At 70.4% G+C, this 16,944-nt stretch carries 16 protein-coding genes and 1 riboswitch; of the genes, 6 read left to right on the plus strand and 10 right to left on the minus strand.

The window, feature by feature from the left end:
* Window positions 1-297 precede the first annotated feature (297 nt).
* On the plus strand, window positions 298-1,128 hold the full coding sequence (locus JK361_RS38150) for an alpha/beta hydrolase (RefSeq protein ID WP_201827250.1): 831 nt from the start codon (window positions 298-300) through the stop codon (window positions 1,126-1,128).
* A 90-nt stretch (window positions 1,129-1,218) separates the two neighbouring features.
* Here the strand turns inward: JK361_RS38150 and JK361_RS38155 are convergent, their stop codons facing one another.
* Together JK361_RS38155 and JK361_RS38160 are read right to left on the minus strand one after the other, a co-directional pair.
* On the minus strand, window positions 1,219-1,677 hold the full coding sequence (locus JK361_RS38155) for a pyridoxamine 5'-phosphate oxidase family protein (protein WP_201827252.1): 459 nt from the start codon (window positions 1,675-1,677) through the stop codon (window positions 1,219-1,221).
* Between the two features lie 68 nt (window positions 1,678-1,745).
* Window positions 1,746-2,627, minus strand: coding sequence for an MBL fold metallo-hydrolase (locus JK361_RS38160; protein ID WP_201827254.1), 882 nt, complete (start codon window positions 2,625-2,627; stop codon window positions 1,746-1,748).
* An 11-nt stretch (window positions 2,628-2,638) separates the two neighbouring features.
* Window positions 2,639-2,703: riboswitch (guanidine-III (ykkC-III) riboswitch) on the minus strand.
* Between the two features lie 188 nt (window positions 2,704-2,891).
* Here JK361_RS38160 and JK361_RS38165 point away from each other — a divergent pair.
* Window positions 2,892-3,638 (plus strand): GNAT family N-acetyltransferase, encoded by a 747-nt coding sequence (locus JK361_RS38165; RefSeq protein ID WP_307787435.1) that lies wholly within the window; start codon window positions 2,892-2,894, stop codon window positions 3,636-3,638.
* Between the two features lie 95 nt (window positions 3,639-3,733).
* Here the strand turns inward: JK361_RS38165 and JK361_RS38170 are convergent, their stop codons facing one another.
* The 6 genes from JK361_RS38170 to JK361_RS38195 all read right to left on the minus strand — a co-directional run bounded on the left by JK361_RS38170 (window position 3,734) and on the right by JK361_RS38195 (window position 10,637).
* A complete protein-coding gene (locus JK361_RS38170; protein ID WP_201827257.1) occupies window positions 3,734-7,078 on the minus strand; it encodes a tetratricopeptide repeat protein in 3,345 nt (1,114 codons plus the stop codon).
* Window positions 7,078-7,524, minus strand: coding sequence for a hypothetical protein (locus tag JK361_RS38175; RefSeq protein ID WP_201827259.1), 447 nt, complete (start codon window positions 7,522-7,524; stop codon window positions 7,078-7,080). Before JK361_RS38175 ends, JK361_RS38170 begins: the two co-directional genes overlap by 1 nt.
* A gap of 61 nt (window positions 7,525-7,585) precedes the next feature.
* Window positions 7,586-8,758 (minus strand): MBL fold metallo-hydrolase, encoded by a 1,173-nt coding sequence (locus JK361_RS38180; protein WP_201827261.1) that lies wholly within the window; start codon window positions 8,756-8,758, stop codon window positions 7,586-7,588.
* A 76-nt stretch (window positions 8,759-8,834) separates the two neighbouring features.
* A complete protein-coding gene (locus JK361_RS38185) occupies window positions 8,835-9,722 on the minus strand; it encodes an alpha/beta hydrolase (RefSeq protein WP_201827263.1) in 888 nt (295 codons plus the stop codon).
* Between the two features lie 91 nt (window positions 9,723-9,813).
* On the minus strand, window positions 9,814-10,308 hold the full coding sequence (locus tag JK361_RS38190; protein WP_307787436.1) for a nuclear transport factor 2 family protein: 495 nt from the start codon (window positions 10,306-10,308) through the stop codon (window positions 9,814-9,816).
* Window positions 10,305-10,637 (minus strand): hypothetical protein, encoded by a 333-nt coding sequence (locus JK361_RS38195; protein ID WP_201827314.1) that lies wholly within the window; start codon window positions 10,635-10,637, stop codon window positions 10,305-10,307. Before JK361_RS38195 ends, JK361_RS38190 begins: the two co-directional genes overlap by 4 nt.
* Window positions 10,638-10,655: 18 nt before the next feature.
* Here JK361_RS38195 and JK361_RS38200 point away from each other — a divergent pair, with 18 nt between their 5' ends.
* Complete coding sequence (locus JK361_RS38200; RefSeq protein WP_307787437.1) at window positions 10,656-11,531, plus strand: LysR family transcriptional regulator; 876 nt, start codon at window positions 10,656-10,658, stop codon at window positions 11,529-11,531.
* A gap of 93 nt (window positions 11,532-11,624) precedes the next feature.
* Here JK361_RS38200 and JK361_RS38205 read toward each other — a convergent pair whose 3' ends face one another.
* On the minus strand, window positions 11,625-12,020 hold the full coding sequence (locus JK361_RS38205) for a RidA family protein (RefSeq protein ID WP_201827267.1): 396 nt from the start codon (window positions 12,018-12,020) through the stop codon (window positions 11,625-11,627).
* A gap of 136 nt (window positions 12,021-12,156) precedes the next feature.
* Between JK361_RS38205 and JK361_RS38210 the strand changes: the two genes are divergently transcribed.
* From JK361_RS38210 to JK361_RS38220, 3 genes are all read left to right on the plus strand, one after another.
* Window positions 12,157-13,155, plus strand: coding sequence for a helix-turn-helix transcriptional regulator (locus tag JK361_RS38210; RefSeq protein ID WP_201827269.1), 999 nt, complete (start codon window positions 12,157-12,159; stop codon window positions 13,153-13,155).
* A 170-nt stretch (window positions 13,156-13,325) separates the two neighbouring features.
* Complete coding sequence (locus tag JK361_RS38215) at window positions 13,326-13,919, plus strand: DUF4291 domain-containing protein (RefSeq protein WP_201827271.1); 594 nt, start codon at window positions 13,326-13,328, stop codon at window positions 13,917-13,919.
* 223 nt (window positions 13,920-14,142) lie between these two features.
* Window positions 14,143-14,634 (plus strand): AbfB domain-containing protein, encoded by a 492-nt coding sequence (locus JK361_RS38220; RefSeq protein ID WP_201827273.1) that lies wholly within the window; start codon window positions 14,143-14,145, stop codon window positions 14,632-14,634.
* 55 nt (window positions 14,635-14,689) lie between these two features.
* Here JK361_RS38220 and ligA read toward each other — a convergent pair whose 3' ends face one another.
* Window positions 14,690-16,780, minus strand: coding sequence for an NAD-dependent DNA ligase LigA (ligA, locus tag JK361_RS38225; protein WP_201827275.1), 2,091 nt, complete (start codon window positions 16,778-16,780; stop codon window positions 14,690-14,692).
* Window positions 16,781-16,944 lie beyond the last annotated feature (164 nt).

The raw sequence follows: 16,944 nt of genomic DNA on the forward strand, positions 1-16,944 counted from the left end.
ACCTCCTCGAGCGGTGGATACCCAGTGTGAACGGACATGACTGTCTCCTCTCCGACGATTCCGACGATGGGTGCTCTTGGGCAAGCCCCTGTCCTGCCCTCCAATCTCGCGCCCTGCCCTTCGGCACCCCGTCGCCCACTCGGTGGGTCTGCCGGGGGAGCGGCCCCGCCCGACTGGGGGACCCAGCTCAGGAAGCCGTCGGATAAGCTGCGCCCAATCTAGTTGTGCACAACTTAATTGTGTGTATGCTGGATGACCTGAGGGCAACACCTCGACGACTTCCCGGAAGGTGATCTCATGACAATCCGTCGCAACACCAAGATTGCGGCCGTGGCCATAGCTGCGGGTGTCGCAGCAACGGTCGGCACCGGCGCGTTCGCAGCCGCATCCCCGGCACCCTCGCACGCCGCCGCCAAGCCCACCATCGTCCTGGTCCACGGCGCGTTCGCGGACTCGTCCAGCTGGAGCAACGTCGTCAAGGACCTCCAGCACCGGGGCTATCGCGTCATCGCGCCCGCCAACCCGCTGCGCGGCCTGCCCGGCGACTCCGCCTATCTCGCCAGCGTGCTGCACAGCATCCGTGGACCCATCGTTCTGGTCGGGCACTCATACGGCGGTGAGGTGATCACCAACGCCGCCGCGGGTGACGCCGACGTCAAGGCCCTCGTGTACGCGGCCGCCATCGCCCCTGACAAGGGGGAGAGCGCCAACGACATCCTGGGTGCCTTCCCCGGCAGCAAGCTCCCGGATGCCCTCGACCAGGTGCCCTACCCGAACGCCGACGGAAGCACCGGCACCGACCTCTACATCAAGCCGGACAAGTTCCGGGAGGCCTTCGCCGCTGACGTGCCCGCCTCGACCGCTGCGGTCATGGCCGCAACCCAGCGTCCCATCGACGCTTCCAGCCTCGCCGCCAAGAGCCAGGCGGCGGCGTGGAAGAACATCCCCTCGTGGTACCTCGTCGCCACTGAGGACAAGGCCATTCCGCCGGCCGCCCAGCGCTTCATGGCCGAGCGTGCCGCCGCACACACGGTCGAAGTCCGCTCGGCCCACGACGTCGCCGTTTCCCACCCCGCCGCCGTGGCCGATCTCATCGTCGACGCTGCCCGAACCGCCGTCCACAACTAGCGTCACCAAGAGGCCGCAACCAGCCACCTGGCCGGACTCCGCAGCGCCGGCGCCGTCCCTCGGTCCGCCCGGTGATCCAGACGGAAGTTCCTAGCCGTCGATGTCGAGTGCTGTTCCGTACAGCCGGTCCACCTGCAACCGGACGACCACCCGGCGCTCGGCAACCAGCTGCTCCAGGAACGCATCCTCGTCCTTTGGCCTCATGGCCTTCGGAATCATCGCGAGCAGTTCCCGCCCGGTCGCGTCGCCAGGAACAGTCGTGATCTCGGAGACCTCGGCCTCGCCTTCGGCCACGGCGAACGACCACACGTCGCCGCCCTGCACATGCAGCGCCGCACGCGGGTTGCGCCGTATGTGCGTGACCTTGACGCGGTCGGCCGTCGTCGAGAACCGCACCGTGCGGGCCTCGGGGTCCCAGCTGTACAGCATGGTGGTCAGATGGGGGTGGCCACCGCGCTTGACGGTGGCGAGCGTGCCGAACTGCTGCTCGCCGAGCAGCCGGGAGAGAGCTTCGTCGGACAGTGGGCGAGGCGCTGGTCCTTGAGTCATGACATGATCAACGCCCTTGGCCGCCCAGGAATTTCCTGGGCTCCTGAACACGGACACTCCGAACCCGCTCAGCCGTCCTCGCGGCAGATGATGAACCGGGGGAAGGGGTGCCGTCCGGGGCGGGTGCCGATCTCGTCGATCGCCGCACGGATGTCGTGCAGGTCGCCGACGGTCATCTCCAGGGGCGGCTCGTCCGGCTGGTAGGTCGTGCGGATCGGGTAGTCCACACCGGCCTGGTCGGTCATCTCGACGTGGCAGCCCAGGACATGGGTGACCGGGCGGGTGTCGGCGAACGCGATCAAGCGGTCGATCGTCCGGCCGAAAGCCGCCCAGTCCTCCACGTACAACCGCCCGGGATACACCGTGTCGCCGGTGAGCAGGAACCCGGTGTGCGGGTCGTAGTACGTGACGGCAGCCTCGTGGTGGCCCGGGGTGGCCAGACACTCCAGCACCCGGCCGCCGAGGTCGAGCCGGGCGACCCGGTCGGGCTCCTCGTCGAAGCCGAAGTACGACCGGACACTGTCCAGATCCGCCCCCACCACGGTGGTACCGGGACGGTCGCCGAACTGTGCGTCGCCCGCGACGTGGTCGTGGTGCGCGTGGGTGTGCAGCACCAGCAGTTCATGGTCGTCGCGCGGATGCCCGGCCAGCCAGCGTCCGACCAGTTCGTCGACCACTCGGCGCAGCGGGAAGAACTCGGCCGACTCGGTGGCTCCGGTGTCGATGAGCACGGCACGCGCATTGCCGAAGATCAGGAACAGGAACGGCGCCTCGTAGTCGATCGCCTTGTTCTGGCGCAGGATGAACGTGTGCTCGTCGTAGGCGTGGACCTGGATGTCGGGGTCGGTGTTGTGCTTCGCCGACGGCGAGCCGTGGATCCAGCCGGCATCGAGGGCGCGGTGCCCCGGTGCCTCGGACACGAAGTCGATCCACTTCCCGTGTACGCCCATGACGCCTCCCGCGAGCGTCGTCTTGTCGGACCGGGTACGGCGCACATCTCGTCCGGGGCAGGCACTCCTGCGCCTCCGGCCGGAATGTACTAGGCGCGCCGAGTACGAGCAACCGGTTGCAGCCTGCGCATCCGGCCGGCCCGCCGCCCGCCACACCGGTTCCGAGCAGTTCCCTACCGACGAATGCGGACTCGGCAGCGGCCCGGACGCTGAACGAGCGGGGCCCGGCCACGTGGGTGATGGGCGGGATGGCAGGATCGGCGGATGATGGCTGTCGATCCGTTGCTGAAGCAGGCTCAGGCCTTATGGGAGACGCTGGCTGCTGTGCCGGTGTCGTTTCCCCTGGCGGAGGGCTTGAACGTGGTCACATCGCCCGTCTCGCGGCTGGCGCCGCCCTCGTGGACGGGGATCGTGGTGCTGGGGGACTCGGCGATCGTCACGGCGCCGACGGACAGGGCCGCGCAGATGCTGCGTCGGGTCCTGGGCGGGTTGCCGACCAGTGCGCTGGCCTCTCCGGCAGCGGTTCGGGCCGTATTGCCGGTCAATGAGGTGCTGGGGCCGGCGGTCTTGGGATACGTGTCACGTGACGTCTTCCGCCCGGTGCCGGCCGACCGTTCCGTCGAGCGGCTCGCCCCCGGCCATCCGGACCTGTTGGCACTGGTGAAGTCGGTGCCGCCCGAGGACGCCGGTGAGAGCGCGATGGACGAGATCACCTCCGCCGCGTTCGTCGTGCGCAAGGGCGCCGACGTGGTGGCCGCGGCGGGGTTTCAAGCCTGGCCCGCGTCAGCCGCCCATCTGTGCGTGCTCACCGCACCAGGGGAAAGAGGCCGCGGGCTGGCGCGGCAGGTCGCTTCCGCTGCGGTGGCGCAGGCACTCGCCGACGGTCTGCTCCCGCAATGGCGTGCCCGCCCGACGGCCTCCCGCAACGTCGCACGGGCGCTGGGGTTCCGTGAGCTGGGAAGCCAGCTCAGCCTCCGCTTGGACCAGGAGGAGCTTCGCCCGAACGACTGACCGGCTCAAGCGTGTGCAGCCCTCGCGGCAGACGGATCAGACGGCACGTCCTCGGTCTCGTGGGCTCGGCCTGTCCCGCCGCACGAGCCCTGCGCTCAGGACAGGTCGCCCGGCGGCAGCAGCCGGCGCAGGGCCGCCGCCTCCAGCAGGACTTTCTGGGCCCGGTCGGCACGTCCCATGTCATGGAGTACGAGGCCGATCCGTCCCAGCGACGAAGCGAGGCGGGCACGGTAGGTGTCCGGGTCGGTGCCGGCGAGCCTGCGGTGGATCTCCCCGGCCTCCTCGATGGGGGCCAGGGCGGATTCGTAGCGGTTCAGCGCGTACAGCACCGAGCCCTGCGCGTTGAGCGCCGTGGCGAGCGTGGGCAGGTAGCGGGCGTCGTCCCGGGTCAGCCGTCGGTACAGCTCGACCGCCTCGCCGATCGGTACGACGGCCTCCGCGGGCCGGCCGTCGGAGTAATGGCGTTGAGCCAGGTTGAACAATGCGACGGCGAGGACGGGGAGGTGCGCGGCCGGGGTCTGCTGCACCAGCCGGCGCTGAACGGAGACGGCGGTCTCCAGCACCCGTACGGGGTCGACGGGACCTGGCCCTCGATCCGGTGAGGGCTGTGCGGTCGCCGGTGGGGCCGCGGGCCGGGGCGGGTGGGGCGGGGGCTGCCGGAGGGCCTGGTGCCGGATCGCGGTGGCCTCCTGGACGGCGGCCCGGGCCTCGTCCGGCCGGCCGGTGTCGCCGAGTACGCCCGCCAGGTCGTCCAGAGTCCTGGCGAGCGGCTGCTGCCGTCCTGCCGGGTCGTGCTCCGCTGTCGTGCGCTGTATGGCCACTGCCTGCCGCAGGTCGTTCTCCGCCTCCGCCAGCCGTCCCAGGCGCCGCATGAGGCGCCCGCGGTCGGCCAGGTTGCGGGCGAGCGCCGGGAAGTGGGCCACCGGATCGTGTTTCGCCAGCGCCCAGCCGATGGCGACCGCCTCCGTCACGGCCTCGGCCGCCTGCTCCCCGCGATCCGACTCGGACAGTCGCAGACCGAGCAGACGCAGTGCGTCACCGAGCCCGGCGACATGGGGGAAGGAACTGCCCATCTCCCGCCGGTGGATGGCGACCGCTTCCGCCGTGGCGCTCAGCGCGTCCTCCGCACGGCCCAGGGCCGACAGTTCGCTGCCGAGCCTGGCCAGGACGTCCGCCAGGTCGAGCAGGTGAGCGGACGGGTTCCGCTCCACCAGACGGCGCAGCACGGTCGCCGCCTGTTCGAAGGCGTCGGCCGCCTCATCGCGCTTGTCCAAGTGGGACAGCGTGATGCCGAAGTCACGCAGCGAACGGGCGAAGTCGGTCAGATGGGCGGCCGGGGCGGACCGGGCCAGCTCCCGGAAGATGGCCATCGCGTCCATGGTCGGCTGGGCCGCTTCCCAGTGCCGTCCGAGCAGACGCAGCCGGGCGCCTCGGGCGCTCAGCCCCTGCGCCAGCCGGGGCAACGCGCTGTCGGGGTCGGTCCGCACCAGGAGCCGGAGGGTGGCCACGGCCTCCTCGGTCAGATCCAGCGCCAGCTCCGGACGGCCGAGCGCTTCGGCCAGGTCGCCGGCGGTCAGGAAGGACGCGGCGGTGGTGGGCAGATAGGTCTCCGGGTCGGCCTGGATGAGTGCCTTGCCCACTTCGCAGGCCTCCGCGGCGAACCGGAACGCTTCCATGAGCAGGCCGGCGTCGGCCGCCGCCCGGCTGAGACGGTTCAGAGCGGTGGCCTGCTCCGGCATGACCGAGGCATCCGCCTCGGCCATCCGGTGTCGTCCGAGGTCCACCGCCTCACCGAGGTTCATGGCTGCCTCGGCATGCCGTCCGGCATAGGTCAGACGCAGCCCCAGCCTGCTCAGCAGCTCCATCCGCCGGACGGGGTCGGTGACCGCGGCCAGGCGATGCCGGGTGACTCGCTCGCACGTCGCCGCGGCGCCGACGTCCAGATCGGCGTGCCGCTCCTCCCCCGTCCGGCTGCGGACCGTGTCGTCCACCGCCTCCAGCATCGCCAGGTCGACGTCCTCGATGCCGGCCAGCTGCACCAGGGCTGAACTGCCGGCGGCAGCGCCCAGATCGGGATCGCGGCGCAGCGCCGGGTAGAGGTGCCGGTGACCGACGTGCGGCCACCGGTCGGCAGCGGCGGCGAGAAACGTGACGGCACGTGCGGTCCACGGCGGCGCGTAGCCGTCCGCACCGCGGCCCAGCAGGGTGGTGCAGCCCGCGGCGGCCCAGTCGTCCGTGGAATAACCCGTGACCGGGCTGCCGGGCAGGGTGAGCGCCAGGAAGTCCTCGGCGAGCCGGTCGGGCAGCAGCGGCTGGAGCACCCCGGCACGTGCCGGGTCGGTGGGCGGGTAGCACACGGCGTGATCGGCGAGGAGAACCTCCGGCGGGGTTCCCGGGAGCAGCGCCGGTAACAGCCCCCCGGCGAGCGCACGACTGGTCAGCCCGGTGAGGGAGGCGATGAACACCATACGCGCCATCACCTCGGCAGGCGTGCGGTACGTGAGTCCGTCGCCGGAACTCTCATACAGCTGCTGCCAGTTCTCGTGCTCGCGGTCCAGCAGATACGTGGTCAGCCCGACCATGCCGCCGGGCGGCCGGCGACCGTGGACCGCGGCGTCGACCGCGACCAGGGCAGCCATCAGCACAGCGAGGGTCAGCCCGAAGTCCGGGTGATCCAGCGGCCCCGGCGGCAGGATCGTCTCGGGACGGGCGGCCCCCGGGTGGCGGCGCGCGAAACCGTCCCGGGCGACCCGGAACAACCGCTCCCTGTCCGGGCCGGTGTCGGGCAGGGGCGACAGACACTGGTCGGACGTGTCGACGTTCTCACGGAGCCGGCCCAGCCGACCGCGGACGGCCGGCCAGCCACCCGCCGAGCGGGCCAGCAGCAGAACCCGGGCGGGTACCCCCTGCCGCAGCAGCCGGTTGTGGAAGAGCCAGCTCAGATGGGAGCCGGGCCACCGATCGGCGTAGTCGCCCAGGAGCAGTACCCCCGCACACCCCTCCAGGCGCAGATCCTGGCTGTCCGCCGCCGGGGGATGGGTTTCCGTACCGTGGACGGCGTCCACCACCTTCCACCCGGCCTCCTGGGAAGCGGCCGCGAGTTGCGCCGCGAGCCGCGTCTTGCCCTGCCCTCCTTCCCCGTGGAGCCAGCGCACCGCGAGGCTGCCCTCCGCGTCACGCCAGTCCACCAGAGACTGGAACTCCGTCTCGCGGCCGACGAACTCGACGACCTCGGCGCGGGCGTCGAGCATCCGGCTCGGCTGCGCCCGCAGCCACCCCGCGTCCAGACCGGTGACCCGCCGGTGCTCGAACAGCAGGTACACCGGGGTGCCGTCACCGAAGACATGGATGTCGGCCCCCACCGCACCGTACGCGTAGCCCGCCTCGGCCCGTACCTCCTGGAGCCGCTCCGGTGTCCGCCCTCCACCAGCCTGCGGCATCACTGCTGTCGGCCGTCCTCACCGGTGGAACCGGGCGCCGTGGGAAGTCCCTGGTGGTAGTGGATGACGTTTCCGCCCAGCACCCCGTACACCGTCCCCCGATCACGCGCGATATTCGTCTGCACCCACTGCTTGCCGCCTTCGGGAAGCTCTCGCCGGATCATCTCGACCAGGTCACGCAGATCAGCTTCCGCGCCGGGGTGCTCGCTGAGCAACTGGGCGAACAGCAACTGCCACTGTCCCGACAGAAGCTGCCTGGCCTGGTCGGGGTCGTCCGCCTGCCGGACCATCAGCGCGTGCTGGTCCAACTGCGCCTCCAGCGTGGGGTTCTGGTCACCGCTCCAGCGCCGGTACAGCCGCACCGCGCCGCCACGGGCCCCCTGCCAGACATCGGTGGCCATGGCTGCCACCAGGGCCCCCGCACCACTGGCCGCCAACGTCGTCATCGCCTCCGGCAGCATTACTGTCCCCTCTTGAAACGCCTGTGTCATAGCAAGTTTCCGGCTATCACACCCGGCGAGCAAGGACCCCCGACTCGGTGAACGGCACGGGATGCACTTTGCGCCGATCGGCTCCGGGCCCTGGCGCGCACCGGAGGACATGCACCGGCGGGAAGGACGGCCGGCACGCCACGCGATGACGGGTGATCTCGGTGCTTGCCGGTGCCGACAGCGTGGCCGCACCCTTCTGTGTCCGGTCCGCGCAGACGGCGCGAACCTGGCCGGCATCCTCGGCGGTCAGTTCCCGGGCGACGGCCTTGATGTTCTCCTGCACGATGGTCGGAAGGTCCGCCACCGGCGGATGGTCCGGGTAGACGCGCTCCATCCCGGTGCTGATCGACCTCTGTTCGCCAGGGGTGACCGTGCCGCCCCCGGGGGAGTCCGGGGCGACCGCCGACCGGACGAGGCCGCGAAACCGCTGGAGGTAGCGGCGCTGGTCATCGATCAGCGTGCGGGCCGGTCCCGGGGTTCCGTGCCCCGGGTACATCGTTCCGGCCGCGGGAAAGCGCCGGCGCAACTGAGCCAGGATCCCGAGCCAGCCACAGCTGTGCCCCTCGATGAGCGCGGGCGTGACCTTCCTGCCCGCCAGATCGCCGGAGAAGAGGTCGCCGGTGTCGGGACGGTAGTAGACGGTCGCGGTGTCCGACTCACCGTAGGCGAAGCCGGCGGTCTTGAAGCGAATTCCGCCGACCCGCAACGGTGCCCCGTCCTCGAAGGTCCGGTCGGCATACCGGAGTTCGGCGGGGAAGCGGGGGTTCGCCGAACGGGCCAGCGGATAGAAGCCGCGCCTGTCCTCCCGCATCGCCTTGTCGGTCGCCCTGGACGCGAGGATGGGGGCCTCGGGGAAGGCCTCGTGGAAGGCGCCCGCCCCGCCCACATGGTCGGGATGGGAGTGGGTCAGCAGAATCGCCGCGACGGGCTGGCCGGTCTCCCTGATCTGCGCGATCGCCTTCCGGGCGTCGGCCGGCGTGCGCAGGGTGTCGACGAGGATCAGGCCTTCCGGCGCCTGGATCCAGTACGTGTTGACGGAACCCGGGTTGGGTGAGGCGAACCGTCCGGGCCGCGCCGCTTTCCCGGCGGATGCTTCGGAGGTGCCGTCGCTGGAACAACCCACCAGCGACGCGATCGCGCATAGGGCGGCGGAGGCCGTGGCCAGCAGGCGCCGGAGTCGCTGGTTCATCGGGAGCCTTCGCGATGTCGGGGGTACGAGGGAACGGTGAACGCCCGGCGGTGGGCGGTGGCTTCGGTGAACGAAGTCACCGCAAGGTCCTGCCGAAGTGAGCGGCCACCGTGTCCAGCGCGAGCGTGACCTGTGGGTCCTGGTCGTAGAAGTCGAACTGGGTGCCCTCTGTCCACTGGATGTCCTTGGGACCGGCCAGCCCGGCGTGGAAACGTCGGGCGCCGTCAGGGATGGCGGCGTCCTCGCTGTGGACGAGCTGGGTGGGCTGGGTGATGTGCGGCGCCAAGGCGATGGAGTCGTAGGTGAGCCAGTCCTCCCACGCCATCACGGCGAACCGGTTGGGCCAGACGGGGATGCCGCCGCGAGCGGGGTTGAGGTAGAAGTCGATGTCGTAAGGCATGGCCGCGCGTTCGTCGGTGGTGCTGACCACCGGGACGTAGTCGATCTCACCGGTCCGCGCGAACCGGGCACGGGCTTCCCGGGCAACTTTGATCTTCTGGGCGACCGCGTCGGCACCCCCGTAGGCAGCCTCGCAGATCGCGGCGTCGTGGAGCCAGGGCGCGACCAGGGCCAGGGAGCCGATGCGTGTGTCATGGGCCGTGTTGTCCGCCATGTACATCGCGGCCGCACAGATCCCGAGGGCGCCCAGCCGGCCGGTGTCGACCGACGGGTGGGCGGCCAGGAACGTCACCGCGTGGTGGATGTCGCGGACCTTGCGTGCTGGGTCCTCCACGTCGCGTGGTTCGCCGCCGGATTCGCCGAATCCGGCGAAGTCGAACGACAGGGCGGCGTAGCCGCGGTCGGCCAGCCGTTCGGCGTACCGGTCGGCCATCAGCTCCTTGACGCTGGTCCAGGTACCGGCCACCACGATGCCCGGAGCCGGGGCGCCGCTGTCGGGCAGGAACAAGTTGCCGGTCAGCGTCGTCCCATCGCTGGGGAAGGTGACCTTCTGCTCAGTTGTCACGGACAGACCTTTCTGGCTGCTTGGTTGACGTGGACAGGGCCGGCGCGGGGAGAGAGGCGGCCGGCAGGCAGGACGGTGCCGGGCCGTCGGCTCAACCGGCCGCCTTCGCCGCTGGCGCCATCAGCCCTTTGTTGCCGTCGGCCCAGGCGGCCGTCATCAAGACGCCGCTGATCTTCCACTGCCCACCGGTGCGGACCAGGTCGAACCGGTAGGTGCCGCCGAGCGTCCACAGCGGTGCCCCGAACGGTTCGGCCAGCCGATGCGTGGCCTGGAACGACGCGGTGCACACTGCCGTGTCGCCCGCCAGTGTCACCAGGTGGTTGGTGATCAGATGCTGGGTCGCGTCGAACCCACCCAGTACCCGTGCCCAGGCGTCGACGATCCGCCCCGGCGACAACACGGCCGGTTCACCGCCGTTCAGGCTCGTGTAGTCCAGACGCACGTCGTCGGCGAACACGGTCTTCAGCGCCTCCCACTCGCGCTGGTCGGCGTGCCACGCCATGCGCGTGCACACCTCGACCACGGCCTGGCGCTCCATGTGGTGAAGCAAGTCCGCCCCGGGGGCGGGATGTTCGGTCGTGCTCACTGAGTCTCCCTTGTCATGACGTCGAGCTTGTCCTCGATGGCTTCCGCCTCAAGCCGCGGCGACCGGCGCACCGCACCGTGCCGGCGCCTGCGGAACCGCACGGCCCGGCACGGCCAACGCCACGGCACGGCCAACGCCACGGCACGGCCAACGCCCTGGCACAGCCAACGCCTCGGCAGCCCGCGGTTCCGGTAGCGCGCCGTGTTGATCGTCAGGAAGATTCTCAATGCGCCAACGCTCTCGGAGGAAACAGCGAAATCTTGTGCCGGGCACCGCAAATCACTGTGGCCACTAAGGTGTTCGATGTGACCGACATCGATCTCCGACACTTACGTTCGTTCCTGGTCGTGGCTCAGAAGCGGTCCATCACCGGCGCCGGGGCGGCGCTCCATCTGACACAGCAGGCGGTGTCGACGCATGTGCGCCAGCTGGAACGCTCCCTGGGCGTAGACCTCTTGGTGCGCACCTCACGCGGTGTGCTGCTCACCGCCGCCGGGGAGGAACTCGCCGCCGGCGGCGCGACCGTCATCGACGACGTCGCCCGCTTGGCAGCACGGGTCCGCGCCGTGGCCAACGCCGAGACCGGCGCCCTTCGTCTGGCCTGCTGTCCCGCCGCCACCACCTTGTTCGCCGTCGATGCCGCCGATGCTCTCGAGGCGGCGGTCCCCGGGGTGCAGGTGACATTGCACGGGGTGCGCAGCCCCCGACAGGAACTGGAACTCCTCGTCAACGGGAGTGCGGACGCGGCCTTCATGTGGCTGCCGGTAGGTGACTTCGGGCTGCACACCGCGGTCGTCCGCACTGACCCCCGAGCCGTGGTGCTGTCCACCCGCCATCCGCTGGCCGACCGTCCCACGCTGACGCTCGCCGACCTTGCTGGCGACCCGGTCGTACGTCCCGACGTCCTCGCGTCGCCGGAAGCCGAGCGGTACTGGCTCGTGGACCCCCGACCCGACGGCCGCCCCGCACCAGACGGCCCGGTCGTGCCCCATGTGGAGGACTGCCTGCTGGAAGTCGGCCGCGGCCGCGGCGTCTGGTTCGCCCCGCAACCGCTGCACGCGCTGATGCCCGCCGGCAACGTGCGCTGGATCCCGGTCACGGACGCGAAGCCCTTCGACCTCGCAGTGGTGTGGAACGACGGCGCCCCGCAGCCTCTGGTCACCCGTCTGATCGCCGAAGTCCGCGCCGTCATCGGACGCGCTGGGCGACCACAGTCCGCCTGAGACCGCCGATCACCCGGCCGGGGGGTGCAGCCATGGCCCCCTGCCGCTCGTGCCGGCTCGACCGGCACGAGCGGCAGGGGGAGCGAGGTCGCGTCAGTCGACGGCGGTCCCCTCGAGTTCGACCAACTGGCCGGGGATCGCCAGCCGTGTCACCCCGAGCATCGTGGTGGCCGGTGCCACCCCGGCGGCGCCCAACCGCGACGTCAGCACGCCGTAGTGCGGGAACAGCAGATCGACGTCGGTGGTGTAGACGTTGAGCCGGACGAGGTTCGCGAGGGACATGCCGGCCTTGCCGAGGACGGCCTCCAGGTTGTCGAGGCTGAGCGCCAGCTGTGCGGCCATGTCACCCTCATGCTGCGGCTTGCCTTCGCCGCTCATCGAGGTCTGCCCGGAGCAGTACAGGGTCCGGGTGTGCCCGGAGACGATCTCACCCTGGTTGAACCCCATCTCCACGGACCAGGTCACCGGGTTGACTGCCGTTCGTTCCACTGCCACATCAGCTCCATGTCATTCGTCGGGAGTACGGACGTCCATCGGCGCGTCAGCCGCCGTCGACGACGTCGCTGCTCACGAGCCTCCCAACAAGACATGACACCTTTGGTCATGTATTCGATAAGGTCCTCGTATGCGCGCCGATCGCATGGTCTCGCTGGTGCTGCTGCTGCGTCAGCGCGGTCGGCTCACCGCGGGCACACTGGCCCGCGAGCTCGAGGTGTCCACCCGTACCGTGCTGCGTGACATCGAAGCGCTGTCCACAGCCGGCGTCCCGGTCTACGCCGAACGCGGCCGGCACGGCGGGTTCGAGTTGTTGCCCGGTTTCCGGACCGAACTCACCGGACTGAACCAGGACGAGGCCCTTGCCCTGCTGACCGCCGGATCGGGACGCGGCGAGCAGGCGTTCGGCCTCGGATCGGCGCTCGCTTCGGCCATGCGCAAGGTGGTCGACGCGCTGCCCGAGAGTCATCAGGCCACCGCGAGCGACGCGGCCCAGCGATTTCTCGTCGAGCCGGAGACCGACCTGCTCTCACGCCGGCCGGTCACCGAGGAGGTGCCCGGCACGACAATGATCGAGATCCGGCGGTCGGTGCTGGCCGGACACAAACTGCGCATCCACTACGCGGCCACGGACCAGGCACCGCGGTGGCGGACGGTGGACCCGATCGGCCTCGTAACGGTGCGCGACCGGGGCTACTTGCTGGCCAGGAGAGCCGGCGCGGACCGCACGTACCGGCTGTCGCGGGTGCTGGCCGCCGAGGAACTCCCCGAACCGGCACAGCGGCCGAACGCGGTTGATCTGGACCGAGTCTGGCGGGAACGCTGCGCGCAGTTTCTGTCCAGCGACCATATCGCCGTGCTGGTACGGGTGAAACCCGAGCGGCGGGAGGACCTGTTGAGCACCGTGGTGGCCGTCCGCGCGGCAGAACCCGACGCAGACGGCTGGCTGCGGCTGGAGGTGACGTTCCAGGACCTGCGGCATGCCGAGTGGGCGCTGTGGCAGCTCAGCACGGACGCGGAAGCCCTGGCCCCGGCGTCACTGCGCACCGCCCTTCGCGACCGGGCCACCGCGATGGCCACCCGCTACGAGCTAACGGCCCCCGACGCACCCACCAACGAGTTGCCGTGACCGGCACCAGGACGACGCGGTGCCCGAGCTGCCGCGGGATCCAACAAGGACCGGCGGGCTTGAACGGCTCACCGCGACGCGCAGTCACGGGGCATCGCTCAGGCGGACTCAGCGGCCCCGCCGCCGTAATTCGATGGCGCGTATGAAGCGATGAGCCCACCCTGTTCCCCGTGACAGAACGCAAATACCAAATTCGAGCCCGGCACACGGACTCGACGATCACCGTCTACCAGGCGTACGCGCCGGAGATCGGCCTGCCGGCCGCGAGCGAGGGCCGTTTCCCGCAGGCGTGGAAGCGGGACAGGATGACCTGGATCAAGCCGTCGTTCCTGTGGATGATGTACCGCTGCGGGTGGGGCACCAAGGAAGGGCAGGAGACCGTCCTCGCCGTCGAGATCTCCCGCGAAGGCTTCGAGTGGGCACTGGAGCACGCCTGCCTGTCGCACTACGAGCACGGCCTGCACGCCGACCGCGGCGCATGGAAGCGGCAATTGACGCAGTCTCCCGCCCGAGTGCAATGGGACCCCGAACGCGACCTGCACCTTCAGCCGCTTGCCCACCGGTCGCTCCAGCTCGGCCTCGCCGGCGAGGCAGCGCGTCGCTACGCCGATGAGTGGACCGTCTCCATCACCGACGTCACATCGCTCGCCCGCACCATCCACGCGCATGTACGGGACGGTGACCTGGACGCCGCACGGCAACTGCTGCCCTCAGAGCGTCCCTACCCCATGAACGAAGGGGCCCTGGCTCACCTGCACCAGTGAGCCAAGCCCGCCTCAGCGGATTGCAGGAAGTCGGAGTCCGGTAGCGACTCCGGCCCGGGCGGCCGGATATTACGCCCGCACTCGCGAAGAGGCACCCCCACCGCCACCATCCGGAGGAAAAGGACGATCCGGGATGGTGGGGCCCATCGGACGGAGAGACGCTTACCTCAGGGCATGTCCCTGACGGGCGATGCCCTCCGACGGCCGCAAGGGAGTACACATCGTGGGTTCCTCGCTCAAGTCCTTCAACATCGACGATCACTTCGTCCGGCACGCGAACTTCCTGGGCGAGCTGTCGTCCGTCGCAAGTGACCTGGACCGCGCCGACGCCACCTTCGACATGGTCAACGGCCTGGCGGACCGCAACCTGGTGTCCTTCCGGTCCGTCAACTTCCCCCTGCACTTCCTGCGGCACCAGGACTTCCGCGTCAAACTCCACGAAGGCCCGAACCCCCCGCTCGTTCCACCCGGGTCGGCACCCCCGCCCGAGTCCCCGGACATGCAGTTGATGCGGAAAGACGCCACGTTCGTCATGGTCCCGGGTCTCGCGAACCCGAACGCGGTGTCGTTCCGGTCCTTCAACTTCCCCAACCGGTTCCTGCGGCACAGGGATTTCCACCTCTTCGTCGAAGAGGTCGACAGCGACCTCGGCCGCAAGGACGCGACGTTCACGGTGGTCCCCGGCCTGTCCCCGGAACCGCCCGGACCCCACTAGTGACCTGAGTCACAGCGGGCCCGGGGTGAGAGGCAGCGCAACGCCGTTGTTCGGCTCAGTCGAGGAAGCCGGCGACGAGGGCGGCGAACTCCTCCGGGGTGGCGAGGCGGATGCCGAGCTGTTCGGCCTTGGCCCTCTTGGAACCGGCGCCCTCGCCGGCGACGACAAGGGTGGTCTTCTTGGAGACGCTGGAGGAGGATCGTCCTCCGGCCCGTTCGACGAGTTCGTTCATCTCGTTACGGGTGAGTCGTTCCAGGACCCCTGTCATGGCGCCGGTGACGACCACTGCCATGCCGGCCAGCGGGCCGGAGCCGGCCGGCGCGCCCGCCGTGCCGTCGCCTCCGGGCCCGGCCTCGGCCGCTGCGGGCGGGGTCGCGCCGGGCTCGGTCATGCTGATGCCGGCAGCGGTGAGTCTGTCGATGAGCGGGGCGAGTTCTGCGAGTTCCGCGACGATCGAGGGGGCCTTCTCCGCACCGATGCCCTCGACCTGCTGCATCGCCCCGGCGTCGGCGGCGCGCACATGATCCATGGTGGCGAAGTGCCGGGCGATGCGCCGGGACATGGAGCGGCCGGTGCCGCGGATGCCGAGCGCGCACAGCACGCGCGACAGCGGCTGTGTCTTGGCCTTGGCGATCGCGGCGAGGAGGTTGTCGGTGCTGGTCTCGCCCATCCGGTCCAGGCCGAGCAGCTGGTCGCGTCGCAGGGTGAACAGGTCCGCGAGGTCGTTGACGAGGCCCGCGTCGACGAGCTGGACGACACGGGTCTGGCCCAGGCCCTCGATGTCGAGCTGGTCCCGGCCGGCGGCATAGGCGAGGGACGCGACCAGGTGGCAGTTGCGGCCCTGGGCGCACCGCCAGCGTTCCTCGCGCGTGTCGATGCCGGACCCGCAGCGGGGACAGTGCTCGGGAAAGGCGATGGGTCGTTCGTCGCCCGTGCGCAGGTGGGCGACGGGGGCCTCGATGCGGGGGATGACGTCGCCGGCGCGGTGGACCATGACGTGGTCGCCCAGGAGCAGACCGCGGCGGGTGATGTCGGCCGGGTTGTGCAGGGTGGCGTAGGTGACGGTGGAGCCGTCGATCACGACCGGTTCGAGGACGGCGCGCGGGGCGATGATCCCTGTGCGGCCGACGTTCCACTCCACCTCCAGCAGCCGGGTGATCTTCTCCACGGCCGGCAGCTTGTAGGCGATCGCCCACCGCGGCGCGCGGGAGCCGGATCCGGCTGCCTGCCGGTCGGCGGCGAGGTCGGCCTTGATGACGATGCCGTCGATACCGAAGGGCAGGTCCGCGCGCGCGGCGGCGATCTCCTTCACACGGGCCAGGACCTGTTCGGGATCCTGGGCGACCGTGTCCGGGACCGCGGTCCGTGCGCTGGTGTGTATTCCGAGGCCGGCGGCCAGCTCCATCAGATCGCTGTGTGCAGAGGTGTCCAGCCGTTCGGTGAGGGCCGGGGTGGTGTCGGGCACGGGGAGCAGGCCGTAGCCGAAGAAGGTCATCGGGACGGTGTAGGCGCGCTCCTTGGCTCGCAGTGTGCCGGCGGCCGCGTTGCGGGGATTGGCGAACGGCTGGCCGCCGTGAGCCGTGCGCACCTCGTTGGCGTGCTCGAACTGGGCGGTGGTCATGAGGACTTCGCCGCGCACCTCCACGGTGACCGGCTCGGCCAGGGCCGCGGGCAGCCCCTCTATGGTGCCTATCGCGTGCGAGACGTCCTCCCCGGCCGTCCCGTCCCCACGAGTGATCAGTCGGGTGAGGCGGCCGTTGCTGTAGCGGGCGGCGACCGCCAGCCCGTCCAGCTTCGGCCCCACATGGAACCGCGTGACCTCACGGCCGATCCGCCTGCCCAGGGATACCGTCCAGGCGGTGAATTCCTCCGCGGAGAACACGTTGTCCAGGCTGAGCATCGGCACGATGTGCGGCACATCGCCCTCGGCCGCGCCGCCGGCGACCTTGCCCGTGGGGGAGTCGGGCAGCACTTGGCCGGGGTGTTCCGCCTCCCAAGCGGCGATCCCGCGCACCAAGCGGTCGTAGGCGTCATCGTCCAGCGTCGACGTGCCACCCGCGTAGTAGGCGGCAGCCGCACGCCCGGCGTCCTGGACCGCTCGTGCGTAGGCGGCGGCATCATCGATCACTGCTGCAGAAGTCGTCATGCCCGGCATCTTGCCGTCCACCACTGACAACGGGTCGCCGACGAATGACTCATGGGCCGACGGGAGGCCGGGAGCCGCCCTGTTCCCACGGTCGAGGCGACAGGACCGCCGGACCCTCAGGCGCTCCGGTCGCGATCAGCACCTGCTGTGCAGCGGGCAGACAC

Origin of the sequence: Streptomyces musisoli, assembly GCF_016741855.1 — a bacterium.
Classification (GTDB): Bacteria; Actinomycetota; Actinomycetes; order Streptomycetales; family Streptomycetaceae; genus Streptomyces; species Streptomyces musisoli.